Source organism: Paenibacillus sp. GbtcB18, from assembly GCF_019091125.1.
GTDB lineage: Bacteria > Bacillota > Bacilli > Paenibacillales > NBRC-103111 > Paenibacillus_F > Paenibacillus_F chitinolyticus.
The window spans coordinates 254780-281215 of record NZ_JAGXJX010000006.1 but is presented as its reverse complement, the minus strand read 5'-3'; the positions used below and the strand labels follow the sequence as shown (position 1 = coordinate 281215).

Annotated in this window: 25 protein-coding genes, 1 tRNA gene, 1 pseudogene and 1 riboswitch; of the genes and pseudogenes, 12 read left to right on the top strand and 15 right to left on the bottom strand. The window is 56.3% G+C overall.

The features are described from left to right. Nucleotides 1-61: 61 nt before the first annotated feature. A complete protein-coding gene (locus tag KVT34_RS19075; protein WP_217560399.1) occupies nucleotides 62-592 on the bottom strand; it encodes a YfiT family bacillithiol transferase in 531 nt (176 codons plus the stop codon). A gap of 230 nt (nucleotides 593-822) precedes the next feature. Further along, a riboswitch (purine riboswitch) is annotated at nucleotides 823-923 on the top strand. A gap of 182 nt (nucleotides 924-1105) precedes the next feature. Here KVT34_RS19075 and KVT34_RS19070 point away from each other — a divergent pair. The 3 genes from KVT34_RS19070 to KVT34_RS19060 all read left to right on the top strand — a co-directional run bounded on the left by KVT34_RS19070 (nucleotide 1106) and on the right by KVT34_RS19060 (nucleotide 4979). Continuing rightward, nucleotides 1106-1717 carry a xanthine phosphoribosyltransferase gene (locus KVT34_RS19070; RefSeq protein WP_217560398.1) on the top strand — a complete coding sequence of 204 codons (612 nt, stop codon included), beginning with the start codon at nucleotides 1106-1108 and terminating at the stop codon, nucleotides 1715-1717. Then, a complete protein-coding gene (locus tag KVT34_RS19065; protein ID WP_217560397.1) occupies nucleotides 1701-3035 on the top strand; it encodes a nucleobase:cation symporter-2 family protein in 1335 nt (444 codons plus the stop codon). Before KVT34_RS19070 ends, KVT34_RS19065 begins: the two co-directional genes overlap by 17 nt. Nucleotides 3036-3377: 342 nt before the next feature. Continuing rightward, nucleotides 3378-4979, top strand: coding sequence for an S-layer homology domain-containing protein (locus KVT34_RS19060; RefSeq protein WP_217560396.1), 1602 nt, complete (start codon nucleotides 3378-3380; stop codon nucleotides 4977-4979). Nucleotides 4980-5227: 248 nt separating this feature from the next. On the opposite strand, the gene KVT34_RS19055 is transcribed toward KVT34_RS19060, so the two are convergent. From KVT34_RS19055 to KVT34_RS19040, 4 genes are all read right to left on the bottom strand, one after another. Beyond that, nucleotides 5228-5683, bottom strand: coding sequence for a MarR family winged helix-turn-helix transcriptional regulator (locus tag KVT34_RS19055; RefSeq protein WP_217560395.1), 456 nt, complete (start codon nucleotides 5681-5683; stop codon nucleotides 5228-5230). A gap of 22 nt (nucleotides 5684-5705) precedes the next feature. Further along, entirely contained in the window at nucleotides 5706-6185 is a 480-nt protein-coding gene (locus KVT34_RS19050) for a glutathione peroxidase (RefSeq protein ID WP_217560394.1), read from the bottom strand. 265 nt (nucleotides 6186-6450) lie between these two features. Beyond that, nucleotides 6451-7188 (bottom strand): UMP kinase, encoded by a 738-nt coding sequence (pyrH, locus tag KVT34_RS19045; protein ID WP_217560393.1) that lies wholly within the window; start codon nucleotides 7186-7188, stop codon nucleotides 6451-6453. Between the two features lie 210 nt (nucleotides 7189-7398). Next, nucleotides 7399-7842: an Lrp/AsnC family transcriptional regulator gene (locus tag KVT34_RS19040; protein WP_042234228.1), complete on the bottom strand. Its 444-nt coding sequence runs from the start codon at nucleotides 7840-7842 to the stop codon at nucleotides 7399-7401. Nucleotides 7843-8001: 159 nt separating this feature from the next. Here KVT34_RS19040 and KVT34_RS19035 point away from each other — a divergent pair, with 159 nt between their 5' ends. Beyond that, nucleotides 8002-8556 (top strand): cysteine hydrolase family protein, encoded by a 555-nt coding sequence (locus KVT34_RS19035; RefSeq protein WP_217560517.1) that lies wholly within the window; start codon nucleotides 8002-8004, stop codon nucleotides 8554-8556. 439 nt (nucleotides 8557-8995) lie between these two features. Here the strand turns inward: KVT34_RS19035 and KVT34_RS19030 are convergent, their stop codons facing one another. Then, on the bottom strand, nucleotides 8996-10192 hold the full coding sequence (locus KVT34_RS19030; RefSeq protein ID WP_217560392.1) for an MFS transporter: 1197 nt from the start codon (nucleotides 10190-10192) through the stop codon (nucleotides 8996-8998). A gap of 142 nt (nucleotides 10193-10334) precedes the next feature. Continuing rightward, nucleotides 10335-10406, bottom strand: a tRNA-Thr gene (locus tag KVT34_RS19025). 248 nt (nucleotides 10407-10654) lie between these two features. Here KVT34_RS19025 and KVT34_RS19020 point away from each other — a divergent pair. The 4 genes from KVT34_RS19020 to KVT34_RS19005 all read left to right on the top strand — a co-directional run bounded on the left by KVT34_RS19020 (nucleotide 10655) and on the right by KVT34_RS19005 (nucleotide 15323). Next, nucleotides 10655-11929 (top strand): SPL family radical SAM protein, encoded by a 1275-nt coding sequence (locus tag KVT34_RS19020; protein ID WP_217560390.1) that lies wholly within the window; start codon nucleotides 10655-10657, stop codon nucleotides 11927-11929. A gap of 141 nt (nucleotides 11930-12070) precedes the next feature. Then, the gene (locus KVT34_RS19015) at nucleotides 12071-12733 is read left to right on the top strand and encodes an NUDIX hydrolase (protein ID WP_217560388.1); all 663 of its coding nucleotides are present in this window, start codon (nucleotides 12071-12073) and stop codon (nucleotides 12731-12733) included. A 72-nt stretch (nucleotides 12734-12805) separates the two neighbouring features. Further along, nucleotides 12806-13705 carry an SDR family oxidoreductase gene (locus KVT34_RS19010; RefSeq protein ID WP_217560387.1) on the top strand — a complete coding sequence of 300 codons (900 nt, stop codon included), beginning with the start codon at nucleotides 12806-12808 and terminating at the stop codon, nucleotides 13703-13705. 139 nt (nucleotides 13706-13844) lie between these two features. Next, the gene (locus tag KVT34_RS19005) at nucleotides 13845-15323 is read left to right on the top strand and encodes a basic amino acid/polyamine antiporter (RefSeq protein WP_217560386.1); all 1479 of its coding nucleotides are present in this window, start codon (nucleotides 13845-13847) and stop codon (nucleotides 15321-15323) included. A gap of 193 nt (nucleotides 15324-15516) precedes the next feature. On the opposite strand, the gene KVT34_RS19000 is transcribed toward KVT34_RS19005, so the two are convergent. From KVT34_RS19000 to KVT34_RS18990, 3 genes are all read right to left on the bottom strand, one after another. Further along, a complete protein-coding gene (locus tag KVT34_RS19000; protein WP_217560385.1) occupies nucleotides 15517-17520 on the bottom strand; it encodes a methyl-accepting chemotaxis protein in 2004 nt (667 codons plus the stop codon). A 217-nt stretch (nucleotides 17521-17737) separates the two neighbouring features. Continuing rightward, nucleotides 17738-18064: a DMT family transporter gene (locus tag KVT34_RS18995; protein ID WP_217560384.1), complete on the bottom strand. Its 327-nt coding sequence runs from the start codon at nucleotides 18062-18064 to the stop codon at nucleotides 17738-17740. A 141-nt stretch (nucleotides 18065-18205) separates the two neighbouring features. Continuing rightward, the gene (locus KVT34_RS18990; RefSeq protein WP_217560383.1) at nucleotides 18206-19201 is read right to left on the bottom strand and encodes a metallophosphoesterase family protein; all 996 of its coding nucleotides are present in this window, start codon (nucleotides 19199-19201) and stop codon (nucleotides 18206-18208) included. 735 nt (nucleotides 19202-19936) lie between these two features. On the opposite strand from KVT34_RS18990, the gene KVT34_RS18985 reads away from it, so the two are divergent. Both KVT34_RS18985 and KVT34_RS18980 read left to right on the top strand, forming a co-directional pair. Next, on the top strand, nucleotides 19937-20137 hold the full coding sequence (locus KVT34_RS18985) for a cold-shock protein (RefSeq protein WP_217560382.1): 201 nt from the start codon (nucleotides 19937-19939) through the stop codon (nucleotides 20135-20137). A 128-nt stretch (nucleotides 20138-20265) separates the two neighbouring features. Further along, nucleotides 20266-20472 (top strand): cold-shock protein, encoded by a 207-nt coding sequence (locus KVT34_RS18980; RefSeq protein WP_009674668.1) that lies wholly within the window; start codon nucleotides 20266-20268, stop codon nucleotides 20470-20472. 171 nt (nucleotides 20473-20643) lie between these two features. Here the strand turns inward: KVT34_RS18980 and KVT34_RS18975 are convergent, their stop codons facing one another. The 4 genes and pseudogenes from KVT34_RS18975 to KVT34_RS18960 all read right to left on the bottom strand — a co-directional run bounded on the left by KVT34_RS18975 (nucleotide 20644) and on the right by KVT34_RS18960 (nucleotide 24388). Beyond that, nucleotides 20644-21837, bottom strand: a complete 1194-nt coding sequence (locus KVT34_RS18975; RefSeq protein WP_217560381.1) for a cytochrome P450 — start codon at nucleotides 21835-21837, stop codon at nucleotides 20644-20646. Between the two features lie 163 nt (nucleotides 21838-22000). Then, nucleotides 22001-22943 (bottom strand): annotated as a pseudogene (locus KVT34_RS18970) (alpha/beta hydrolase). 402 nt (nucleotides 22944-23345) lie between these two features. Continuing rightward, a complete protein-coding gene (locus KVT34_RS18965) occupies nucleotides 23346-23897 on the bottom strand; it encodes a DNA-3-methyladenine glycosylase (RefSeq protein ID WP_217560380.1) in 552 nt (183 codons plus the stop codon). Between the two features lie 14 nt (nucleotides 23898-23911). Then, nucleotides 23912-24388 (bottom strand): hypothetical protein, encoded by a 477-nt coding sequence (locus KVT34_RS18960; protein ID WP_217560379.1) that lies wholly within the window; start codon nucleotides 24386-24388, stop codon nucleotides 23912-23914. Between the two features lie 176 nt (nucleotides 24389-24564). Between KVT34_RS18960 and KVT34_RS18955 the strand changes: the two genes are divergently transcribed. Together KVT34_RS18955 and KVT34_RS18950 are read left to right on the top strand one after the other, a co-directional pair. Next, complete coding sequence (locus tag KVT34_RS18955) at nucleotides 24565-24951, top strand: DUF4183 domain-containing protein (RefSeq protein ID WP_217560378.1); 387 nt, start codon at nucleotides 24565-24567, stop codon at nucleotides 24949-24951. 22 nt (nucleotides 24952-24973) lie between these two features. Then, nucleotides 24974-25402 (top strand): DUF4183 domain-containing protein, encoded by a 429-nt coding sequence (locus KVT34_RS18950; protein WP_217560377.1) that lies wholly within the window; start codon nucleotides 24974-24976, stop codon nucleotides 25400-25402. A gap of 69 nt (nucleotides 25403-25471) precedes the next feature. Here KVT34_RS18950 and KVT34_RS18945 read toward each other — a convergent pair whose 3' ends face one another. Beyond that, complete coding sequence (locus tag KVT34_RS18945) at nucleotides 25472-26377, bottom strand: polysaccharide deacetylase family protein (protein WP_217560375.1); 906 nt, start codon at nucleotides 26375-26377, stop codon at nucleotides 25472-25474. Nucleotides 26378-26436 lie beyond the last annotated feature (59 nt).

Genomic DNA, 26436 nt, shown 5'->3' with positions numbered 1-26436 from the left:
GGGGGCCCGCAATTTTTTTCCTATTAAAAAAGGAACCGCTCTTTGCTTACCTGCCGCGCCGTCATTGCCAGCTCATCCGCTCTCTGAGCGAGGTGATATGAGCGGTGTGATGCTTGCCGTGCCAGACATACAAGCCGAGACCGCGCGCCAATGTAGTCGGCCCGTTCGCCGGATGCAGGAACGCCCGGGCCCAGCCCGCTTCATCCAAAGTCCGGAGCCACCGCACCCAACGGTCGTGCAGCGCGTCCAGCAGCGCCAGCGAAATCTCTGGCGGAGCCGTCTTCCCGTCTTCGAGTTCGGCCCATAACTGCTCTTCATAGGGCTTAATGACAGGCTCATTCTCCGTCGCGCCCAGCTTGAAGCGGACATAGCTGTTCATATGGCTGTCCGCCACATGGTGGATAACCTGGCGGACGGTCCAGCCGCCGGGGCGGTACGGCGTATCGAGCTGCTCCTCGGTCAGCCCGGCAACGGCCCTGCGCAGCCGAGAGGGAGCGGCCGCAAGTTCTTCGAGCCAGTCCCGAATTTGTTCCGGGGAAATTTCTCCCTCGTATGTAAAAGTTCCGATCGGATAACGCAAATCTTCTCCCATATCGTGAACGCCTCCTCCGCTTTTGGGCCATTATAGCACAAGCCCCTGCCGGCGCTGAACCACTTTTCCCTTTCCCTGGACATTACAAGGGTCAATTCCCTCCTCATCTGCCATGAACTGGCATATAAACGAACAAAGAAATCCCGTTTCTATCGAAAAGTTCGGCTTTTCGACATTTTCTTCTTTTCAACCCTCCACTCTCTGGAGTATAATGAAGCCATCATTCAACAGCCAACCGTAAACAGCCAGCTCGTATAAAGGCAGGAATAGGCCTGCCAGTCTCTACCCGGTCACCGTAAATGACCGGACTACGGGTGATGACAAATTCCGGATCCACGGACGGTTTAATCCGCAGGAAGGCCTTTGCGCCCTCTCTGGGACTACCCGCTTCCGCGCATTTGCGGTTATTTGCCTTTGTCACTCGATGAACACGGCCCTCCGGGGTCCGGTGCAGATTCGGGTTTTTTGCGTTTTTCGTTTCAACTTAATATTTCATTTATGGGGGATGCCAGCATGGAACTTTTAAAAAGAAAAATCGAAGAGGAAGGAACGGTCCTGTCCGGACAAGTTCTGAAAGTGGACGCTTTCCTGAATCACCAGATCGACCCGGTTCTGATGTTGGAAATCGGCAAAGAATTCAGCCGTCTCTTCGCCGGCGAAGGCGTAACCAAGGTTCTGACGCTGGAATCCTCCGGCATTGCCCCGTCCGTAATGGCGGCGCTCGAAATGAAGGTGCCCGTCGTGTTCGCCCGCAAGCAGAAATCGCTCACGCTGACCGACAATCTGTATGTGGAGCGCGTCTATTCCTTTACCAAACAGCAAACAAACGAAGTCACTGTCGCCAAAAAGTTCCTGTCCGCCGATGACCGTATTCTCATTATCGACGACTTCCTCGCCAACGGCGAAGCCGCTCTCGGTCTGGCCAATATCGTCAAAGCGGCCGGCGCCGAAGTAGCGGGGATCGGCATCGTGATCGAAAAGTCGTTCCAGCCGGGCGCGGACAAGCTCAAAGCCGCCGGCTACCGCGTCGAGTCGCTTGCTCGCGTAGCTTCGCTGGAGAACGGAAAAGTAACCTTTCTGAATAACAGCGTCTCCGAGGAGGATACTCATGTTCAACTGGTTTAAGACCGGCTCTCTGGGACTCCAGCACGTTCTCGCCATGTACGCAGGCGCCGTGATCGTACCGATCATCGTGGCGGGCCAGCTTCATCTCCCGCCCGAGCAGCTCTCCTACCTGATCTCGATCGACCTGCTCACCTGTGGGATCGCGACTCTTCTCCAGGTATGGGGCAACCGTATCTTCGGCATTAAGCTGCCCGTAATGCTCGGCTGTGCGTTCCAAGCCGTCGTTCCGATGATCGCCATCGGCGGCGAGCACGGCATGACGGCGATTTACGGCTCCATCATCGCGTCGGGCCTGATCATCTTCGTGTTCGGAGGTCTGCTCGGCAAGCTCGCCCGCTTCTTCCCGCCGGTCGTCACCGGGTCCGTCGTTACTATCATCGGCCTCACGCTCATTCCCGTCGCCATTCAAGACATGGGCGGCGGCCAGAACAGCGCCGATTTCGGCAGCCTGCAAAATCTGGCCCTGTCTTTCGGGGTTCTGCTCTTCATCCTGATCATGAACCGCTTCTTCGGCGGCTTCATCCGGGCCGTTTCTATTCTGCTCGGCCTGATCTTCGGCACGATTGCCGCCGCCTTCATGGGCAAAGTCAGCTTCCAAGGCGTGCTTGACGCTTCGTGGTTTCACATGGTCCAGCCGTTTTATTTCGGCGTCCCGACCTTCCATCTCACGTCCATTCTGACCATGACGCTCGTGGCTATCGTTTCCGTCATGGAATCGACCGGCGTGTTCATGGCGCTCAGCAAAATTTGCGACAAAGACCTCACGGACCGTGATCTTGCCAGAGGCTACCGCGCGGAAGGGCTCGCAAGCATCATCGGCGGCCTGTTCAACTCCTTCCCTTACACGACTTACTCGCAAAACGTCGGGCTCGTCCAGCTGACGAAAGTCAAAAAGAGAAGCGTGATCGCCGCCGCGGGCGTGATTCTGATCCTGCTCGGCTCCGTGCCTAAAATCGCGGCGCTCACCATGCTGATCCCGACCGCCGTACTCGGCGGGGCGACGATTGCCATGTTCGGCATGGTCGTTTCCTCCGGTATCAAGCTGCTCAGCTCGGTTGACCTGAACCAGCATGAAAATCTGCTGGTCGTCGCCTGCTCCGTAGGCATGGGCCTCGGCGTAACGGTAGCTCCGACTCTGTTCAGCCACCTTCCCGAAAGCGTGCAGATATTGACGGGCAACGGTATCGTAGCCGGAAGCTTCACGGCGATTGTGCTGAACCTGATTTTCTCCATCGGCAAATCACGTTCCAAAACTCCGGAGGCCCACAGCGCTCCGAATCAGGAAAAGCATGAATTCAGCCTGAAAGCGTCGAGCTGATTAGAATAAATTTAACCCGATCCGGGAGTTCCCTGAATCCCCGGATCGGTTCAGAACCCGCTTCGCTCCATAGAGCCGAAGCGGGTTCTTGGCGTATGATGCGACGTTGGCCTTTCTGCCTCCGGTTCTAACGCCCGGTCCCGGCCGCCTTCCTCTGCTGCGGTTTGTGGCGTCCGGTCGGCTTCTCATCGGCGGGGATTGAGTCCGGCAGGCCGGCTTTCTTTTCTAATAATTGCGGGTGCTACAGCCGATATAAACGATAAGTGTGAATACGGTCCGCCATATTGGGACTTTTATACGTATTTATACTCACCCATCACCCGAAATGAAGAGGAATCCGATATGAAAACGAGACTCTTATCTTTGAAAATCATTCTGGCGATTTTACTCATTCTGCCGCTGTTTCCGGCAGGGCCTGCGCGGGCGGGCTTAACCGCTACCCCGTTTCCTGATGTGGATAGTGCGAAATACAGCTGGGCGGTCCAATCCATCACTTTTATGGCCCAAAGCGGAGTTCTGCAGGGCTATCCGGACGGAACCTTCAAGCCGGGACGGTACGTAAACAAAGAGGAATGGGCAGTTATGGTCTACCGGCTGTTCGACAAATACCGGCCGAGCCTCAGATCGGACGCATTGAATTACAGCCGGCCGTCGTACGCCGATGTTCCTCCTTCCCACTGGGCTTACCGGGAAATCAGCGATACGTTCGTGGCGGTAGGAGATATGACCGTAACCGCACGCAGCGGCAAACCTCTGTTCAATCCCGAATATGCGTTTACGCGCTGGGATTTGGCCATGATGCTCTACGGACTTTACGGGATCGACGGGGGACCGGAATCCACCAACGTATGCGGCGACATGAACCGGTTCAAGGATATTACGACCCGGCTGTTTAATACCGAGAACGAGCTGGAATCTTTCCGGAGTAAGGACAACCGCTACAATTCGGAGCTCCCTCCTGGCACCATTTATCCGATTCTTTTCCTGAAGGAAGCGGACGGTACGTGCGGCGCCAACTACGATGACTACAGCGCACTCGCCGCCGGCGCGCTGATTGAGATGAACAAAACGGGCATCCTGACGGCCGACGCGGCCGGCAAGTTCTATCCTTCGGCCAAACTGACGCGAGCCGAGGCGGTGACGGTGCTCCACCGGATTCTCGACCACCTGAAGACGCGGGGAGTGCTCGGCAATTATTCCAGCATCAACCCCACCGGCATCCTCCGCCCGGTTCCCATGCCCGCACCTAAACCCGGCGAAGCCGCGGAAGGACCGGGACCGTTCGACCGCGATCTTCAGCGGGACGGCGAGTTCAACACGATCGTTTACCCGAACGGGAAAAAATATATGCGGCTCGAGCTGACATCCAAGGACGCTGCCGATCTGTACCTGTACATGAACGGAGACATTGCGTTCCTTCGTCAGGAAGAGCTGCCCCGATACATCCAGGTAGACCGCGTCAGCCAGATCGGGATCAAGTCCCAGAGCCGCAATCCGGAGAAACGGTCGCCGCTGGCCGCCTACCCGGCTACGCTTAAGGTGACGTTCTACGACGAGATTCCCTCCACGGGAACGGGGACGGGGACAGGTACAGGCACGGGCACCGGTAAGCCGGGCAAAGACAACGGCGGACAAACCGGCGGCATAACGGCACCTCCCGGAGCGGCGGCTGTGCAGGACCTGAGAAGCCAGGGCGAAATCAGTCAGACTTTTGCCCCGAATGGCTCGAAGTACATGAATGTTAACCTGGTATCCCAGGATAAAGTCGATGTTTATGTACAGCTTGGGACGGGCACGGCTTTCCTTAAGCAGGAGGAACTGCCGGCCAAGGTCAACGTGCAAGGCATGTCTTCCGTTACGGTCAGAACCCAGAGCCGCAATCCGGAGAAACGGACCAGCCAGCAGACCTACAACGCTTATCTGTATGTGACTTTCTCCAACTGACAGCAGGTCCCGTAGAAGCGTTTCCCGGAACGAAAATGCGGCCCCCCCCCCGGCAAGTGTCAGAGGCGGTCCTAAGGAAATTAAAATAGCCGTGAAATCGAAAAAACGCAAGGTTCTCTTCTCGAGAACCTTGCGTTTTTCATAGGTGGATTCGGGTTAACGGCCGCCTCCAAAACTCATACCGTCATCCCGTTCGGAGAACGGTCTGAAGCGATTGTGGATTCCTGCCGGAGTTCAGCGTCATCCGTCTACTCTTCGCTGTTGCGGTTAGCGTGGTTCACTGCCGCCAGCAGCTGCTTCACCTGCACCAGCAGTTCGCCGACCTGGTCTTCCGTTCCGCCCGCGCGGGCCATAAGCTGCGCCGGTATGCACGTGCTGGGCTGCTCCAGCGCGCGTCCTTTGTCCGTGAGCGTAATGACGACACTCCGCTCGTCACGGCTGGAACGGGTACGCTTCAGGAGACCGGAGGCTTCCATTCTTTTGAGCATCGGAGTCAGGGTGCCCGAATCGAGGAAGAGCCGTTCGCCGAGCTCTTTTACGGTCGATTCGTCTTTTTCCCACAGCACGAGCAGAACCAGGTACTGGGGATACGTTAAACCCAGCTCTTCGAGCATGGGGTGGTACATCCGCGTAATTTCACGCGAACAGGCATATAGCGCAAAGCAAAGCTGATTCTCTAGCTTCTGCTCATAGGGTGAATTCATAGGGCCTCAATCCTTATTCTGCTTATTCCGCCAGCAGCTTCTCGATATCTCCGGAAATTTTGGACGGTGCGGTCGTCGGCGCATACCGGCTGACCACGTCGCCCGAACGGTTAACGAGAAACTTGGAGAAATTCCATTTGACCTCTTTGGACAAAATTCCTGCCGTATGGCGGGTTAAATATTGGAACAGCGGGTGCGCGTCGCTTCCTTTGACATCAATTTTGGAGTACATCGGAAACGTAACGCCGTAATTGACTTGGCAGAACTGCTCAATCTCTTCATTGGTTCCCGGTTCCTGCTCCATAAACTGGTTGCTGGGAAAACCGAGTACGACAAGACCTTGGTCCTTGTAGGTGTCATACAACTCTTGCAGTCCTTGATACTGCGGGGTAAAGCCGCACTTGCTCGCCGTGTTGACGATGAGCAGCACTTTGCCCTTGTAGTCTTCAAGCGATTGTTCTTCTCCGTTAATCCGTTGAGCCGTAAACTCATACACACCCATCTTCATAACCTCCCGGGTTCATTCGACTGCTTCATTTATTAGATTGTGCAAAATTAAAACACTTAAAATTAATATACGTCTGCGGGAAGAAAAAGTCAAATGACCTTGGGAATGGATGCACCTGACAACGGGTGCTGTTTCATTCAGGGACAAGGAACCGGGGGATCATCCCTGGATCCCGGGATCCAGGGATTCAGGGTCCGGGGACCCGTGCCGTTCATACAAGTCCGGCATGCCCTACTGCCGTGTTCCGGCGACGCTTCTGCTATACGCTGAAAGTCAGCTTCGCCGCTTCATGGATCGTGGTGCCCGAATGAATGCCGGTCACGATTTTTTTCATGGAACCCGGCTTATCGAAGTTAAACACGTGAATCGGCATCCCATAGTCCCTTGCGAGGATAAAAGCAGACTGGTCCATTACGCGCAGATCGTTCTGCAGCACATCGTTGTAATGCAGCGATTCGTACATACGGGCATCCCCGTATACGTTCGGGTCCTTGTCGTAAACGCCGTCTACCCCCTGCTTCGCCACCAGAATGGCGTCGCAGTTAACTTCGATGGCTCTCTGAACCGAGGGATAGTCCGTCGTAACGAAAGGCTGGCCGTTGCCGCCCGCGAAGATGACGATGTAGCCTTTTTCCAGATGGTGAATCGCTCGCAAACGTATATAAGGCTCCGCTACCGACGTAACGGGAATCGCGGTCATCACGCGCACTTCGGCATTCGTTCTCGCTTTCAGCACGCCGCGAAGCATAAGGCTGTTAATGACCGTAGCCAGCGTGCCGATATTATCGGCCTCCGCCCGCTCGATGCCCCAGTTCTCTCCCATATTGCCGCGGAAAATGTTCCCTCCCCCGATCACAAGCGACACTTCCACCCCGAGCTCCAGCACCGACAAAATTTCACGGGCGATATGCTCCAGTCTCTCCGGGTCGAATCCGAAATCGCCGCTGCCGGCTACCGCTCCTCCGCTCAGCTTGATCAATACGCGTCTGTACTTCATCCCTTCACCTCCGGAAAAATAAAAAACACCAAAGCCTGAACGGCCTCAGTGTTCCAAATAGGAAATAGGAAACGATGCTTGCTTCTGAATACTCCGGTTCCACCGCTTCATATCCCCCACACCTTTCCCAATGTCTCAAGAAACTATTATAAACGTATGAGCAAAGATTGCAAACATGCACACGGACCGCCGGATTTCTTCCTGAATGATTTACAAAACCGACTCTTTCACAGGCAGAATCGGAGCCTGAGCGAGCGGCGAAGATAAGACCACGAGCGTGGACGGCTTGCCGAACTCCATAGACGCGTCGATAAAGGTCTCCAGTTCGCGGACGGAGCTGGTCACCAGCTTGGTCAAATAACTGTACGGCCCCGCAATGCGGTGGCATTCGGCAACTTCCGGAACCTGACGGACAAATTCCACATACCGGCGGCAGTGCTCCGTTTCCATCAGGATATAAGCGATGACCGCTTTACCTACGGCTTCCGGCGATACGACGGCGCGGTACCCCTTCAAAACTCCCTTATCCTCCAAGCGCCGAACCCGTTCGGCGGCCGCCGGCGAAGTAAGACCCACCTGCTTGCCGAGCTCCGTCATGCTCATTCTCCCGTTCTCCTGAAGCAGCGCGAGTATGCTGCGGTCTGTCTGATCCAACTCTTTCTCCCCCATTTCTTTCTTTTTTAAAATGCGACCGTTCAAAAACTTTCAAAGTCAAGGCGTACGAACATCTTTCCTTTCAGTATACCCTGTAATCCGAGCGCTTCGGCAAGTAAAATGAATAGCAACTACGAAAGGAGTTGTCAACGGATGCAACTGAACGATAAAGCGGTTCTGCTAGTGATTGATGTCCAGATGGCGTTTGACGATCCGCGCTGGGGCAGGCGAAACAACCCCGAAGCGGAGAACAACATCGCCCTTCTGCTGAAAGCCTGGAGAGAGACCGGACGGCCGGTCATCCATGTGCATCATATCGGGGTGACGCCGCAGTCCTTGTTCCGGGCCGGCAGCGCTGCGGTAGAGCCTAAGCCCGAGGCGCTGCCTATGCCTTACGAAGCCGTTATCCGCAAGTCGGTGAACAGCGCCTTCATCGGAACGGACCTGGAGGCCCGTCTTCGCGTGCTCGGCTGCACCGAGGTGGTCGTCGCCGGCCTCACGACCAACCACTGCGTGGAGACGACCACCCGCATGTCCGGGAACCTCGGATTCCGTACGATTCTCGCGGCCGACGCTGCGGCGACTTTCGATCGGACGGGTCCGGACGGACGCGTTCATGCGGCCGAGGACATCCACGCGATGACGCTGGCGAACCTGCACGGCGAGTTCGCCGAGATCGCGGACACACGCACCCTGCTGGAAGCGGTGAAGTGAGCGTGCACTGGCGGACGGCGTCAGGCGGCGAGGTCGTTTGCCGGGCGCCGTTTTTGGCGATTACGGCCTTTAGCTTGCGCCTGCGCGCGCTGCTTGCCGTTTATCGCTTAGGCGCACACGCGCATGCCCCGGATCTTTTCTTCTTTTAGATGACATAAAGTCCATGGCGTGTATGATTAAAGCAGCGAATGTTTCGCGGGGCTGATGGCTCGTATCTTCAATCATTACCGTCGTTAGCTATCCGCACATAATTTCGGAATAGTACCGGCTTCTTATAACCGGCTGCACCTCTTTATTCCAAAAAAGATGATCCTATGAAAAGAGAGGCGGGCGAAGCTCCGACTTTACTTCGGCCCGGGGGCCGGACTCCCCTGCACAAAAAGCGGCCCGGGTAACCGGAACCGCTTTTCCTTTTCTATATGCGCCGAGAGTACCGGCATCACGCCGTATGGACGGTCTTGGCCGTTTTATCGTCCAGCGCCTGAAGTACCTGGAGGCAGATGAATCCGCACAGCCCGATCAACCCGTAAATCACCCAAGGCCAGACTGTTCCGCCGTACTCTCCGATCAGCCACGTGCCCAGGTAATTGCCGATCGTCCCGCCGACCGCGTAAGAGAGCCCGAAAGCCCCGTAGAAGGCGCCCGTATCCTCGTTCATGCTGTACTCCGCTATCGCAATGTCCACTCCCGGCAGCACAAGCGTCTCGCCCGATGTAAACACCAGCACGCAAAGCAGGACCCAGAGTACCGAAGGCACCCACGGAACCGCGAGAAGGCCCAGCCCGATAATCAGCATGCCGTACTTGACGATCACGCCCGCCGGATTTCGCTGAAAAACTCCCCGCAGCAGAAACATAAACAGAACCGCGTACAGTCCGTTGAAAATTACGACACTGCTGACCAGGCGTTCGTTACCGCTCATCCGGTAAACTTCGAGCGGCAGCGAGACGGACAACTGCGTAAACATGATCCAGAACATCGCCATTGCACCTGAAAACGCGAGGAACGGCCGGTTTCGCAGCACTTTTTTGTAGCTGTCGAGCATTTTGGCGGAATGCCGGCCTTTCGGAAAGCTTTTGGCCTGGGTCAGAAGCAGCAGGGAAACAAGCAGAAACAGACCGGTCCCGAACAGCATCGGGTAAGATGTATGGAAAGAAACGAGAACGCCTCCGGTAACGGCCCCCAGAACAGCACCCGCATTCAGCGCCTGATTGAAGTAGGTGAACGCGCGCCTTCTCAAAACAGGCGGCAGGTTGCCGAACAGCGATTTGATGGACGGCTCGTACATGGCCGGGCCTATGCCGATAAAACAAGCGGCGAGCACAAGTCCGCCGAAGCTGTCCAACGCGTAGATACCCAGGTACCCCAGCGCAGCCAGAAAGGTCCCGGCTACCAGCATCGTGCTGTAGCCGATCCGGTCCCCGATCATGCCGGAAAAGAGCGGCACCACCTGGTTGATCAGCAGGGCGACCGTCAGGACGGTTCCGGACTGCCAGGCGGGGAACTGCAGCGTATGGGTCAAATAGACGGCCAGAAACGTAAATACGGAAAACCGGCCCATATTAATGAAAACGGTGGCCGCTATGATTTTCCGGGCGAAGCCGAGCAGGGTCATGTTGTTCTTCTCTTCTGGCATGGTAGTAATGTCTCCTTCCGGCTGGTGGGGAATCTGGCTGACTGCGGACGTACGGCCCGTGAAACCGTAAACAATCGGGACAATATAAAAACGCGACCCCTCGAAAGCGAGAAACCGCGTTATTCCAATGGTTGTATAAAGATGCTGGTGAAGGGAATTGAACCCCCGGCCTACGCATTACGAGTGCGTTGCTCTACCCCTGAGCTACACCAGCATATTCCGAAGCAAATCGCGCCGGGCAAAACCGACATGTATAAGAATATACCCGCCCGCAAAAATTGTCAAGACTCTTTCCGACCTCTTTCGGCTGACAAAAACAAGATCCGACAAAGCTTGTCCCGCTCCGGTAAAACAAGGAAAAACAGCCATGTTCCTCCCCGTATGAAGGGCGGTTCGGGTATGCTATACTAAATACAAACATATGTTCTGTTTTACTATTCTGAAACGGGAAGGTAACCTGCCATGAACCCTGTCCGCTATGAAAAGATTACGGCCAAACAAGTACTTAATCCGGTGAAAACACCGGCGATGCCTTTCGAACATTCCATCAATCCGTACCGCGGCTGCCAGCACGGGTGCAGCTTCTGCTACGCTCGGGCGATGCACGCCTTCCTCGGGCTGAACGGCGATGATACCTTCCAGACGAATATCCTGATGAAGGAGAACGCGCCCGAAGCGCTGCGGGAGCAGCTCCGCAAAGCCGCGCGCTCCCGCAAAGGCCTGGCCGGGATCGGCCGCATCGCCATCGGAACGGCGACCGATCCGTACCAGCAGGCGGAGGGCCGCGCCAAGCTGACGCGCGGCTGCCTCGAGGTCCTCACGGAGTACCCCGTGCCGCTGACGATCACGACCCGGTCCCCGCTCATTCTGCGGGATCTGGACTTGCTCCGGAAGCTGCCCGTATACGCCGTGAACATCAGCCTGAACACGCTGAACCGGACGACCTGGCGCAACTTCGAGCCGGGCGCCCCTTCCCCGGCGAAGCGGCTGGAGACGGTGCGCGCATTGACCGATGCCGGGATACCGGCCGGCATCTTCATGGCCCCCATGCTCCCTTACATTACGGACGGCCGGGATGAGCTCGAAGAGCTTATTGCGGCCGCGGCGGAGCATGGCGCGCAGTTCGTGATGGCGTCGTACCTGCGCCTGAGCGTCTCGGACGTCAAGGTGTGGTTTTTCGAAACGATCCGGCGGCACTATCCGCAGCTCGTCGGCAAGTACGCCCGGCTGTATGCGTCCTCCCCATACGCGCCTCGCGAGTACCGCGATCCCGTCCGCCGGTACGTCGACGAACTGCTGGAGCGGTACGGGCTGCGTGACATGGACGAGGAGGAAGAGGCGCCTCGTCCGGGGGAGCGGGCTGCCGCCGGCGCTGCAGCCTCCGGCCGTTCAAGCGGGAAGCCGCTTGAAATCCCCTGGCAGCCGCCCGCGGGCAGCCCCGGCAATGCCTGCGGCGGCTGCCCTGCCGCGAGCGCTGCGGTGGGCGCGGGTGCTGCGGCAAGCGCAGGTGCTGTAGCGAGCGCAGGTGCCGCCGCGGACGGCGGATACACCGGCGCAGCCGGAGACAGCGCAAGCCGCAGTGGGCTCGCCGGCGGCTCGCGCACGGCGCGGCAGGGCGCGGGGACACCCGGCGCAGCTCAGGCAGTCGCGGCCGCGGCCGGAACGCCAGCCGAAGCGGGAACGCCGCTGGCGCTTGAGCCCGGCTCGCCTCCGGCGCAGCTCGTGTTCTCCTTTTAACCGCTGCGCTTTGGAGGCTTTGCCTTTGTCGGTGCCGTATTAGAGCCCGGGTTGCTCCGGGCTCTTTTTTCGTTTACGCTTCAAGATAAGACACCGGGTGGAGCCGCATTCCGGACAAACACAATAGAAAGAGGGAATTCCATGACTCCCGAAATGTTCGATATTTACGACGAAGACGCCAACCGGATCGGGACCGCTTCACGCGAGGAAGTCCATACGGCGGGATATTGGCATCAGACCTTTCACTGCTGGCTTGTCCGGCCCGAGGGAAACCGCCGTATGGTGCTGTTTCAGCTCCGCTCGCCTTCCAAGGATACGTTCCCTGACCGGTTCGATATTACGGCGGCGGGCCATTTGACCGCAGGTGAAACGATCCAGGAAGCGTCCCGCGAGCTTCAGGAAGAGCTGGGCCTCTGCGTCCCATTCGACAGGCTTTCCCTTCTGTTTACCGTGCGCACCGATGAGCAGGGAACCGTGCGCGGCAGAACGTTTATCGATCGCGAAATCAGCCATGTATTCGGCTATGAAAGCGACTGGCCCCTGGATGCGTACACACTTCAGGAGGAAGAAGTCTCCGGGCTGTATGAGGCCGAGCTGCGCGCGCTGACCGATCTTTTCGAAGGCGCGATCGACTCCCTGGAAGTCCGGGGCGTACTGGCGCCAAGTACGAACGCGGGCGGGAACGGCGGCTTGCCTCAAGCCGGTCCCGGCGCCGAATCGGTCCGCACCGTCGCCAAGCAAGATTTCGTCCCCCATCCGGACGACTACTACCTGCGCGTGTTTGAACTGCTCGGGAAGATCTAGGCACCCGAACGGGCACGGAGGAATACGATGGAGCATGATAATCGCCTATCCTTGTTATTCAGGAGGTTCAGCATGTATCCCATCTATCCTTATGTAGGCAAAGAAACGATATGCAAGGAACAGCCGATCCCGTTTCCGGCACAGCATCAACCCCGCCAGCCCGGCATCGAATCCGAAATGATTCCCCGGCCGATCGCCGAAAATCCTTATTACACCGGGAGCGGCAAGCTGCTGGACCGTGTGGCTCTCATTACGGGCGGAGACAGCGGCATCGGCCGTGCGACAGCCATTTCATTCGCCAAAGAAGGCGCGGCCGTGGCTATTGTCTTTCTGTACGAATGGAGCGATGCCGAAGAGACGCGCGCCCGGATTGAGCAGCTGGGCGGCCGCTGTCTCCTGATTCAAGCGGATCTGCGCGCGAAAGCGGCCAGCTGCGAAGTCGTCGCCAGAACGTTGTCGGCGTTCGGCAGACTGGATATCCTGGTGAACAATCACGGGGTACAATTCCCTCAGCAAAGCATCCTGGACATCTCCGAGGAACAGCTTTACGATACGTACCGGACCAATATTTTCCCGTTCTTTTTCATGACCCAAGCGGCTCTGCCCCATCTGTGCTGCGGGTCTTCCATCATCAACACCGCCTCCATCACGGCTTACAAAGGCCAGAAGGATCTTATCGATTACTCTTCCACCAAAGGCGCCGTCGTCTCCTTCACGCGCTCCCTGGCCCTGTCGCTAGTGGACGAAGGCATCCGGGTAAACGCGGTCGCCCCGGGTCCTATCTGGACGCCCCTCATTCCTTCCAGTTTCTCGGCCGAAGAAGTCCGGACTTTCGGGACGGAAGTGCCAATGAAGCGGGCCGGGCAGCCTTTCGAACTGGCTCCCGCCTACGTGTATCTGGCCAGCGACGATTCCAGCTACGTAACCGGGCAGACCATTCACGTCAACGGCGGAGGTATGATCACATCGTAAGCCGGTAAAGCTCACCCTATGGCGACGCGACCACTCCTAAATAATCCAGGAATCCTTTATTGCTTTATCAGAGTAAAAGATCTATAATACTTCCCTACACTAAATTTCACGCACATAAGCAATAAAGGAGTCCTTATTCATGTCTAACGAGCCGCGCAAACTCGGTTTGCTCCCTCTCATTTCCCTTGTCGTAGGTTCCATGATCGGCGGAGGGATTTTCAGCATGCCTGCCGATATGGCGCAGGATGCGGGAAGCGGCGCCGCCCTGATAGGCTGGGCGCTCACCGGCATCGGAGTCATCATGCTCGCCCTGACCTTCCAGAGTCTCGCCAACCGGCTGCCAAGCCTGGACAACGGCATTGTCCGCTACGCCGAAACCGGCTTCGGCCGCTTCGTCGGTTTTATTAGCGCCTGGGGCTACTGGCTCGCCAATATGATTACGATCGTGGCAAGCTCGGTTCTGCTGTTCGGCGCCCTTGATTATTTCATTCCCGTATTCGACGGGGGCAATAATGTGCTTGCCATCGTGTGCGCTTCGCTGCTCGTATGGCTGCTCCACAGCCTACAGCTCTCGGGAATCCGGGAAGCGACTCTCGTTCATATCGTAACGACGATGGCCAAGTTAATCCCGATCCTGGTCTTTATAGCGGCGCTGGCGACCGTCTTTCATTCGCCTACTTTTATAACGGACCTGTGGAAAACCGCAACCGAAACCGCAACTGCCGAGTCTCCCATCGGGTTATCGGCTATAGGAAGCCAGGTCAAGCAGGCCATGTTTGTTACCGTCTGGGCGTTCCTCGGCGTAGAAGGCGCCGTCGTGCTTTCCGGCCGCGCCAAACGCAAATCGGACGTCGGCAAAGCAACGGTCATCGGTCTCATCGGTACGCTTGTCCTGTATATGCTCGTGTCGCTGCTTTCTTACGGGGCGATGAGCAGGGCGGCTCTCGCCTCCCTGCCTACCCCGTCGGCCGCTTACGTACTGGAAGCGGCTGTCGGCAAGTGGGGCGCCGTCCTGATCAACGTCGGCCTCATCGTCTCCCTGCTCGGGCTTCTGCTCGGCATGTCTCTGCTATCCGCGGAGACGCTCTACGTAGCCGGGAAGCAGAAGCTCATGCCGGCCTGGCTGTCCGGCGAGAACAAGAACGGCGCCCCCAAAGGCGCCCTATGGATGACGACGGGAGCGGTGCAGCTTTTTCTGATCCTGGTCGTCACCGCCTCGTCCACCTACCATGCGCTTTACCTTGTTGCGACAACGGCGGCGCTTATGCCTTACCTGCTGTCTTCGCTCTTTCTCGTTAAAACGGCACTAGGCGGAAAATCGTACGCCCCGCAGGATTCGACCGGCGAATCCCCCCTCTGGAACGGACCGCGCAAGCGCGAACTGGCTTACGGGGCGGCAGCTACGCTCTACTCGCTGTTCCTGCTCTACGCGGCAGGGCTCACGAATCTGCTCTATGTTTGCATGCTGTACACCCTGGGTCTTGCCTTCTATTCCTTCTCTGGAAGAGAAAAAGGCATCCGGGCGATGTACCGGCCCGCCGAAGCTTTTGCCGCAGCGGCAATCGTAGTGCTGGGGCTCTACTCGGCTCTCCAGTTCATATCCGGACATGCCGGATAAGCTTTGGCGGCTTGCATTTGAAGAAGCAAGCGACGGTGTTTTTTTCCTGTACAGATCGCGCAGATTGCGCAGCTCTGCGCGCAATATTCCGCCCGCATGACGGCGGTCAACCGCATGCAAAAAAACGCGCGGCCTCCGTAGAAGCTCGCGCGGTTTCCCGGCAGGCCGCTCGGCCTGCTTTTTTTGTACATGTCTATTTGATTGTAAAAGCGGAAGCCAGTTTCTGCATCTCTTCCGCCATCGAGCTTAGCGATTCGGCCGACGACGAAATGTCGTTCATCGAATGAAGCTGCCCGTTCATGCTCTGGGCGACCTGCTGCATCTGATTCAGCGTCTGCTTCGAAATATCGACCATTTCCTGCGAGGAAGCGGACACTTCTTCCGTGCCTGCCGAGATTTCCTGAGTGGCTGCGGACACTTCTTCAATTTGAGCGGATACATCCAGGATGGCCGTCTGAATGGAACGGAACGACTGCTCCATCGCGTTCATCAGTTCCTCGCCCTGGGCCACCTCTTCCAGGCTGCTTTCGATGGACTGCGTGCTTCTGCCCGTTGCGGCGACAATTTCATCCAGAATCTCCTGGATCTCTACGGTAGAATGGCTCGTTTGTTCCGCGAGCTTCTTGACCTCGCCCGCCACGACCGCAAAGCCCCGGCCGTGTTCGCCGGCTCTGGCCGCTTCGATGGACGCGTTAAGCGCAAGCAGATTCGTCTGGCGGGCAATGTCGGAAATCGTGCTCGCGATCTTCTGGATTTCCGCGGATTTCTCCTGCAGCGAATAAATCGTACCCGCCGAATCCCGCACGTTGCTGCCTACCGCCTTCATCTGGTTCAGCGTCCGCTGAACCGTCTCGCTGCCCCGGTTTACCTCGGAGCGTACGCTGTCCGACGTTTCGGCTACCTGTGTGGAGGAAGCCGCGATCTTCTGGATACCGATCGCCATCTCCTCCATCGCTTGTGCGGTCTGCTGCGCCGCGTCATGCTGAGTCTCGGCTCCCACGGCGGTGGAATTGGCCGTCTGGGACGTGCGGGATGCGACTCCCGCCGACTCGGCGGAAATGGCCGTCAGCTCTTCGCTGGACGACGCCATATGGTCGATCGCGTTTTTCATCCGGTCCAGGATGGAACTGAAGGAATCCATCATGCCGTTAATGTCCTCATTGAGCAGACCCATTTCGTCTCTTCCCTTCACGTCGAGCCTTCCGGTCAAATCGCCGGCAGCGGCTTTGCGCATCATCCCCGAAATGTTCATCAGCGGGCGCAAAATAGCGCGGGAAGTAAGTATCGAAATCAGAATAACGAGAAGGACGGAAACCGCGATGATGATGCCCGCAAGTGTTTTCGCCTTGGACACCGTGCTGTAAACCTCGGTTTTCGGAGCGCTTATGAACAACTTCCAGCCGGTCTTCTGCACTTCGGAATAAGCGACGGCCGCCTCTCCTACCGTCCCGTCGTCGGCGTATAAATAGCCCTTTGGGTCCGCTGAAGCCTCCAGCTTGCCGTCCAGATCCGGCGCGATATCCTTAACGGGCTTTCCGATATCAGCCGCATCCGGGTGCAGAAGCATATTGCGGTTGCCGGACAGCAGGAAGGCATAGCCTTTTTCACCGAAATGAATCCGGGACACGAGCGAAACGATCTGCTTCGGACTTACGATCGCTTGAATAATTCCGGCATATTCGCCGTTCTTGTCCAGAATCGGCTGGTCGATAATGATAATATCTTCTTTGGAGCCTACATCTTTCAAAATATCCGTGACGGCCAACTTTTTGGACACCTTCGCATTTTTAACGTTCTGAAAAGCCGATACGTCCGTAACTCCGCCTTCTGTACCGTAAGAAACGTCTTTACGATCGATGTAGGCAAAATAGAACATTTCAGGATCACTGTCCTGCAAATTTTTCAGAAAAGGCAGCACTTCCTTCTCCGAAGCCGCCGTCGCAAATTCGGGGTGCGCTTTTACGAGCCCTTCCACGGCGTTTATTTTCTGTCCCATCCACAAATCGATATCGGCAGCTCCCATCTCCGCCCGTATTCTCATGTTTTCTTCCGTTTGCTTGGATATGTAGCCGTTGGAGTTCGACATCAGGATCAGGGTCGCCGCTATTAAGGGAACCGAGGTAATCACGAGCAAAAGCAGGGAAATCTTGATCCGCAAAGACAAATCGCGGAATTTGAAAGTTAAACCGGGTTTCATCAATTTCACTCCTTGACAAGTTTCTATTTCTATGTCTTCATTTCCCCATTTTCGACAACTTTTTACATACCTCCTTCGCAATAAGTTCCAAACCTTAAATTTCGGTAAAGTTTTCCGGCTGCATACGTCCCGCGGGCATACAAAAAACGGGAAGCCATACAGGCCTCCCGTCCTCAGCGTTTCAACGTTTCCGGAATCCAAGTTATACCTTCCGGGTTCAGGCATGCCCCTTGTTAGTCAAGTTCAGCAGGGCCACCCCGGCAATAATGAGAATAATGCCGATGACACCGGCCACGCTCAGTTTCTCTCTCCAGACCAGAAAACCGAGGATGGCGGTAAAAGCGGTCCCCACTCCCGACCATATCGCGTAGCTGAGGCCCAGCGGCAATGTTTTGAGTGCCAGGGACAAGCAGTAAAACGCCGTTCCGTAGCCGAGAATGACGCCCGCGCTCGGAAGCCATTTTGTAAAGCCTTCTGAAGATTTCAGCAGGCTGGTCGCAAAAATTTCACCTATGATGGCAATGGCCAAGTACACATATCCCATTCCAGTCAAACTCCCCTGTCAAATTTATCTAGCCGCTAGTCCTCTTCATTATACCGTAAAATCACGCAAAAAATGAAAACCGGCACCAGCCGTAAGGCCGATGCCGGTGCAATCCGGAAAAATTCAGGCACTCTCATTCCTTTATTTCCGGACGGGTACTTTAAATTGCGCTTCCGGAATCCACTTCTTGGCGTAAAAATCCCGGCCTTGAATCGATACCCGGTCTTCATACACTTCTACGTACAAGCCTTCGCTTTCCTTAGCGTCTTTAAGCTTTTCTCCCCCTTGGCCGTCGGATGTCCACGGACGTTCCACGGAAGAAGAATTGACCATCGTAAACTTGTCCCTCACGAGAGTGTTCGGCTGCCTAAGCTCCCAATGCGTGTGACCGCTGAAAAAGATCACTTGCGGATACTTCGACAAAATGCTTCTCAGCTCCTCATGCTGGACGACCGGACGCTTGTTGGAAGCCACCGACGTTCCGGCTACCGTTCCGGGAAGCGGCTGATGCAGGAAGACGAAAATCGGCTTCCCCGACTCTTGTCCGTGCCTCGCGAGCGACTGCTCCAGCCAGTTCAGCTGCTCCTTGGAAAGGTAGGCGTCCTCCATATTGTCGGGATTGGTCTGGCGGTACTGCTCCGAGCCCAGAAATATAAACGGGTATCCCTTGATTTCCTCTTCATAGTAAACCTTCTTCTCCCCGGTAAAGGACAAAAACCTGCCGATGGACGCCGCTTCGGTCTCTTTATTGGGGAAGCTGTTCGGACTCCAGTTTCCTTTGGCGTTCAGCCATGCGGAATAAAATTCATGATTGCCGATAGTTGCGAATGTTTTTTGCGGATGCGGAGTGCTCATCATCAGTTCCTTAAGCCGCGTGTAATCGCGGGCGGAACCGCCGGTCAAATCCCCGTTGATCACCAGAGCGTCGGCATTCGGATTAACCCGGTTGAGATCTTCCAGAGCTTCCGTAAACTTACGCTGGGAATCTTTCTTCGCGGCGTCTACATGCACATCGCTGATCACCGGAAAAGTCAGCACCGGCTTGTCCGCTCTTTCCTGTACCGCACCCGCGGGAACGGTGGAAAGTACGAGCAAACTCGCCGACAACAGAAGCGTCAAACCTGCTTTATTCTTCATACACATTCCCTCCATTTCATCTAAGGACGGGAGAAAAGGTCAAGTCAGGAGGGGCTGAAACGTTTACCCGCGGAAAAGAAAGAAGCACGTTCAAAAGAGACCGTGCCCCCATCCGTTTTGTGCCGACGGCGTCTGAACAGCGTTGCAAAAACATTCCGTGCCGTCTTCTATGTGGCGAGACATTCTTGTGTCTGACTCCGGTCCCGTTCGTTTCTCTATATCATTTCTCCGCCTCTATTCGATTTCTCCAATTAACACAGGTCTCTCTCCTCCTACGAAAAAGCAGCGGCATAGATCCGCTGAACTTGTGTCAGGCTTGACCTTTTCTCCCTTTTAATTGGAAAATCATAACTTTTACTACCCGTTCCGAATGAAAGGTAAACCCTTATGTTCCGCGGGATGCAAACTTACACATCATCCAAAATGTGCCTTTTTTGATTATATAGATTCCGGGCAAAAAAAGACACCCTTGCGGGTGCCTTTCGGAAAAGAATCTTTCCAAGAACCGAATATTGGACCGCAGACCGCCGAATATCAGGTTGGTTACCCAGCATTTGGGTCCCCCTAAAGTTGCTATAGAGGAAAATATATGGTAAAATGAGTTATTCGTATATTTTTAGTTCTTAGTTCACATATTACAAAGGATATCACGGAATGGGTGCACTTTGTAATGTGTGAACTTTTTTCCTAAAAGGATATGGGTAAATCTTTAAATTTCCGGGAGGTTTTACAAGCATGGAAACAGGAACAGTTAAGTGGTTTAACGCTGAGAAAGGCTTCGGTTTCATCGAAGTTGAAGGCGGCAAAGACGTTTTCGTTCATTTCTCCGCGATCCAAGGCGAAGGCTTCAAGTCTCTTGACGAAGGCCAACGCGTTCAATTCGACATCGCTCAAGGCAACCGTGGTCCACAAGCCGAGAACGTTGTAAAACTGTAAGCAACTACACAAACTTATAGAAGGAACTGCCTTTCCTAGGATTAGGCAGTTCTTTTTCATGAACTTCTATAACCTATACGGTCTTGCGTAGACTATAGAGAAGGCCGACTATCTGAAGGAGGGTCACTATGCATTATTCTAAGAAGAACATGGAACCTGTTCCAGAAGAAGAGATCACCGTTTGGGCGTGCAGCCAAGAAAGCTGCGTATGCTGGATGCGGGAAAATTTCTCGTTTAATCAAGTCCCTCTCTGTCCGATTTGCAAATCCGAAATGGTTAAGCAAGTCAAGATGCTTCCTGTGCTTACAAACCACAACCATAACGCCCTGGGTTAACACCGTCCCGTTTCATTAAATCAACAAAAAAAGCCGAGACCTCACGGTCTGGGCTTTTTTTGCGTTGTTTGAGCCGCTGCGGGCCGGCGGTGGCAGGCCGGGCAAACCAGACGACCGGCGGCGCAGCACGGCCCGGCCGGTTGTCTCGCCGCGGTCACGCCGCCGGACGGACTAGGCGAGCCGCTTCGTTGGCGTAAACGTGAGCGGCAGACTGCTCACGCCGTGGACGATAAACCCGCGGGCTGGCGTCAGCGGGTCTTGATCCGCCCGGGCCAGATCCGGCAGGCGCTCCAGGACAGCCTGAAGCGCTACACGCGCTTCCAGGCGGGCCAGCGGAGCGCCGAGGCAGAAGTGCATGCCGTGGCCGAAGGCGATGTGCGGGTTCGATTCGCGTGCGATATCGAACTGGTCTGCATCGGCGAATTTGCCGGCGTCGCGGTTCGCCGAGCCCATCCAGGCCACGACACGGCTGCCGGCCGGGATCACCTGGCCGCCGATCTCCACGTCCCGCGCGGCGGTGCGGAACATCGCCTGCAGCGGCGACTTGAAGCGCAGCACCTCCTCGATCGCGGACGGCAGAAGCTCCGGCTGGGCACGCAGCTTCGCCAGCTGGTACGGGTTCTCCAGCAGCGACAGCACGGCGTTACCGATCAGATTCGTCGTCGTTTCGTTGCCGGCCACCAGCAGAAGCGCGCAGAAGGAGAGAATATCGCCTTCGGACAAATGCGTGTTGGACTCCTCGGCGGCAAGCAGCGCGCTGATCAGGTCGTCCCGGGGCTCTTCGCGACGGAGGGCGATGATTTTACGGAAATAAACGTTCATTTCCTCATGCGCTTGCTGGGATTCGCTATTCGTCGCTCCGACGACGGAGTCAGCCGACGCAACAACCTCATCCGACCAGTGCTTGAACTGCTCGCGGTCCTCGCTCGGGATGCCGAGCATTTCCGCAATGACAATGACGGGCAGCGGGTACGAAAAATCACGGATCAGATCGATGCGGCCCGTTTCCGAAACTTGATCGAGCAGCTCGTGGGTAATCGCCGCGATACGCGACTCCAATGCCGCGACCGCCTTGGGCGTGAACGCCTTGCTCACCAGGGTCCGCAATTGAGTATGCCGGGGCGGGTCCATCGTAATGAGGCTGAATCCGCCTCCCCGCTGCTCCTGCTCCGTCCCTTCCTCAAACTTCGGGCGAAACTCGGAAGAAAACCGGGCATGGTCGAAAAGCACCTGCTTAACGTGTTCATAATCGAAAACGGACCAGATTCCGAGCGGTTCCATAAACAAGACAGGCTGATTTTGACGAAACTGGGCGTACAGAGGATAAGGATTTCTCAGAAAATCGGGCGAAAAAAGCGCATTCATGATTATACCGCCTCCAAATAGGGATTAAGAGAGTGTCAGCCCTCACGAACGGGAATGAGAACGAACCAGTTAGGTTCTGCCGAGTTTTAAAGGTTCTCCGAGGTTTCCGGGGTTTCCGAGGTTCTCCTGCCGGTTGTCTTTTCGTCTGTGTCTTTTTATAGGGTTACCGTGTATCCGTACCCAGAGCCAGCCGAAGCTGCGAGGCCATCCCATCCAGCGCCTCTTGTGCGGCAGGGACGAACTTGTGAAAATTGGCGAAGCCGTGAATCAGGGTCTCGTAATTCTTGTACGTCACTTCGACTCCCGCCCGGATGAGCTTGTCCGCATAAGCCTTGCCGCTGTCCCGCAGCGGGTCGTACTGGGCAGTCACAATCATCGCGGGCGGAAGTCCGCTAACATCTTTATAGTGAATGGGATAAGTATAAGGATTGCGAATTTCTTCCTCCGTGTTCAAATACTGCTTCGAAAACCATTCCATCATCCCCACGGTCAGCAGGTAACCTTCCTTGTTCTCGCGCAGCGATGCCGGGTCCTCTTCGAGAAAGCCTGCGGCCGGATAACATAGCAGCTGGTAAACGATCTCCGGGCCGACCGCTTCCTTCGACTTGATGCAGCTTACGGCTGCGAGCGTCCCTCCCGCGCTGTCGCCGCCGACGGCGATTCGCGCGGGATCAATGCCGAATTCGTCCGGATGGGAAGCGATCCATTGAAGGGCATCATAAGCGTCGTCCACCGCCGCCGGAAACTTGTGTTCCGGTGCCAGTCGGTAATCCACGGAAATCACCCGGGCATGAACCGAGTTCGCCAAGTTCCCGCAGATGGAGTCATGCGATTCCAAGTCCCCGACTACAAAGCCGCCCCCGTGAAAAAAAACGAACGCGGGCCATGGGCCAAGCCCTTCAGGCGTATAAATCCGGACTATGAATATCCCGCCCTTTGAGCGGAAGCTTCCGGTCCTCCACCTGTTTGACCTCCTCCACCCCGAAGGTGAAGGCCGCATTCCCCGTACCTTTGCGAAGATCCTCCGGCTTCAGATCCTCCCAAGAAGGCAGCGGGTGTGAATTCATCTGTTTAAGCATCATGGCAATACGCGGTTCCACCGGCATAACACGACTTCCCTTCGATATTAAGCGTTACCCCTGAGGGAATGAAGCGCAAATAAGGGGGACAAAAAGGAACGGGAGACATTCGCACGATCGGATACGGACTCCGGCATTTGGTTTCATAGTGAAATATTTAAACACGGAACATTTCACTTATCTAAATGGTAAATGGCAGGGAACCGAAAGTCAAATTTAGCCGGCTTGCCTAGTTTCTAAAGGACTCTACATGCTGCAGCACATACAAAAAACAACCCGTCTCAGCTTGTTCGAGACGGGCTGTTTCTATTTCGGCGCGTAGACGCGGAAATAGGCTTGCCCGGTATAGCGGGGGACTTGGCGTTAGGAATCCGTGCGGAGCGGAGCAACCGTGCTTCCTCCGCCCCTCTCCTGCCTCCGCCGGGCGCTTCACTCGGCGACAAAACGCCACGGGTAGTCCACCGCTTTGGTGATGCCGATCCGCGGCGTGACGAGAATCGGGCCCGCAGGAGGGGCTCCGCGCTTCAGCGCCAGTCCTTGCGGCGGTTCCGCAAGCAAGTCGCAGCCGTTCAGGTCCCGGGTGATCCCGAGGCCCTGCGCCAGCTTGCCGGGACCGTTCAGCAGGTTCCGGTCCGGAGCGCCCCCGCGGTTGCCGCGGATCTGCTCCAGCCCCTCCAGGGGCCTGGCCGCACGCAGCAGCACCGCTCCCACCCCGCCGGGCTCGTGGGCCACGACGTTGATGCACAGGTGCATCCCGTAGATGAGGTACACGTACAGCCGACCGACCTCGCCGAACATAAGCCGGTTGCGCGGGGTGACGGCCCGGCAGGCATGGCTGGCCGGATCATCGGAGCCTTGGTAGGCTTCCGTTTCCGTAATCGCCACACGGATAAGCCCCGCCTCTGTTTGCCGGACCAGCTCACAGCCGAGCAGTTCTTTCGCAACCGTAACGGTATCGCGTTCCAGAAATGACGCGTCCAATTTTTCGCCCCCTCTTAATTGCCGTATTTCTCCCGCCACGCCTCACTCCAATCCGGATAAGTGACGGAATGGACTTCTTCCAGCGTTTTACCGTCCAGCGACCAGCCTCCACCGTCCGCACCGTATTGATCCTGAGGAAACGAGGTTCCGCCGAACGGCTCTCCCTCATTTTCGTACACATAAACGTCGACCTTTCCTTTGGAAAGGGGATGTCCCTTGACGACGAATTTTTGGACACGGATCATTTTGCCCAAATATTGTTCAGGATCTACGGTTTGCAGGCCCCAGTACTTCATCCCGGGCAATTTTCTGAGCACATCCTTCGTCAGCTCGTAGCTTTGGACCTCGCCCTCGTAAGACATAATGCGGTAGCCTTTGTCCTCCAGATAGCTTTGGGCCAAACTGTGTTCCCGCGGGACCTGGACTTCCTTGCCGTCTTGACATGCCGTTAGCACAAGGAGAATCAGGAGCGCGGCCCAGCCGGTTTTCATAGAGTTTCCTCCTTTGAACCCTTTATGAACTTGACGGGCATTCTTTTAACGCTGTAAAAGACAGGCCCGCTGCACGATTGCGGCTCGTAGCCTAGGAAACGCCCGGTTTACGGCAGCCTCCTTTGCATATATAAACAAAAAGAAGAGTTTTCCCTCTGAGGAAGGAGGCAGGCACGGTGCGGTTAAAACGAAAGAAACGAATCCGCAAAACAAAACGATCGGGTTCCCTGCGCGTTCTTCAGGCGAAAACGGCCGTTTTTGTCACGTTTTCCGACGGAGTCCGGCGCCTATACAGAAACCGCGACCAGGATCCCTCCTACGGCCGGGTACGTATCCCGGATCCCCGCACCGTGTCCTACATGAACCTGTTCGTAAACGCGGTCCTCCAGCCGTCCAGCGTCTACCGGGTAAGCCGGGGGAAACTGAAACTCCGCTCGCCGGAATTGCCGGAAAAAGGCGTGCCGATCATGCTGCAATTCGTCACGATTTTGGGAAAGCACTCCCGCGGATGCCGGGGGCGAAAGACCGCGACAACCTGCCGTTCACCGCATAAGGTAAGGTAAACAAGCAAAGAGGTGATCACGCATGCCCCCATCTTTAATCAAGCTGTTCGTTGCGGCGAGCAGCGTCATTACGGGTACCGTCACCACGACGACCACAACGGCGGTGAACGACAGCGTCAGACGGTTCGATGCGGTCGTCACCGCGCCGATGATCGACGCGGGCGCAGGCACGACGACAATCCCGGACACAAGCTTCCGGGACGACTCCGGCACTGCCCTGGCCGCAGGCGCGCTCCCCGTTCCGCCGGCGGGCGGTTACTATAACCTGTATGCGAACGGAGTGCTGCAGGAAGGCGGCCTCTCTACGCTGTCCGCGACAAATCTTGTCATCACTACGGCCGCGCTGCTTCCCGGAACGCCCGTTATCGTGGAAGTTCACGATTATACCGGCACGACGTCCGCTTCCGCGTCAACGCCGAACCTAACCGTAACGACAACGGTAAACACGTAAACGGTTCCCCCTCTTCAGCGGGAAACATCCGGCCAAGCAGTGCGGCCGCCCCCGGACAGGGGGATTTTTTTAACGGGGCGCCCTCTGCAATCTTTGAAGCTCCGACCAGCCGATGAGACGGATTCCTTCGGCGGCAAGCAGTCCTTTTATTTCGGGATCGCGGAAAAGGCGGAACTCCCATTCGCGCTTTTGCCAATGAGGGTTGATCGCCTTTAATTCCTCGGCAGGCAGAGCCGGATGAAGAATGAACTCCGAGACTCCGGGCTTAAGAGCCCTCAAAAGCCGCATGACGCTTCCCCGGAAGCTCTCGTAGGTCTCCCCTTTTTCCATATGAAAAGGAAGCCCCAGCAAATAATCCAGAATCACCACGCCTTTGGCATCGGCTTGAGCGGCGCGCAGACCGGCCGTCTTGGCCGCTTCGGCCGGCACCTCCAGTCCCGTGTCCACGTACCGGGGAATCCGGAAAGGCAGCCCGTAGGACGCGCAGATGTCAAACACGATGCCGAGAAAATCCCGGCCGGTGCCAAGGCCGTACAAGCTTCCCATGTGATTGTCCAGATGAGTCGGCATCACGCCCATCCGCATCGCCAGCTCGATCTGGCTCACGATCTCCGTCCGCACCTCTTCGGGGTCCGCTCTACGCTCGAATGAGGCGGAATCCGCCGGGAAGTATCCTTCCTGCGTAACGAGCGACGCGACGCTGCCGTGCCGGGTAACCGGCCCCCATTTGTACGGCGTCCATTCGCTCGTAAACGTCAGGTGGACGCCCACATCCGTCTGGGGATGGGCCGCCGCCCACTCCGCGGCTTCTTTCGCCCAGCCGCACGGCATCATGACGGTCGCCGACGAGACCGCCCCCTCGGCCAGAAGTTGCGCGATTCCTTCGTTCGCGGCATGACACATGCCGTAATCGTCCGCGTTGACGATAAGCAGTTTTTCATCCGGGCGATAGCCCAACGATTCCGCAAGACTCATCTTTTCCCCTTCTTTCCGAAAGTAAAGATTGACGAAACCCTTTTTAGTACTATACAGTA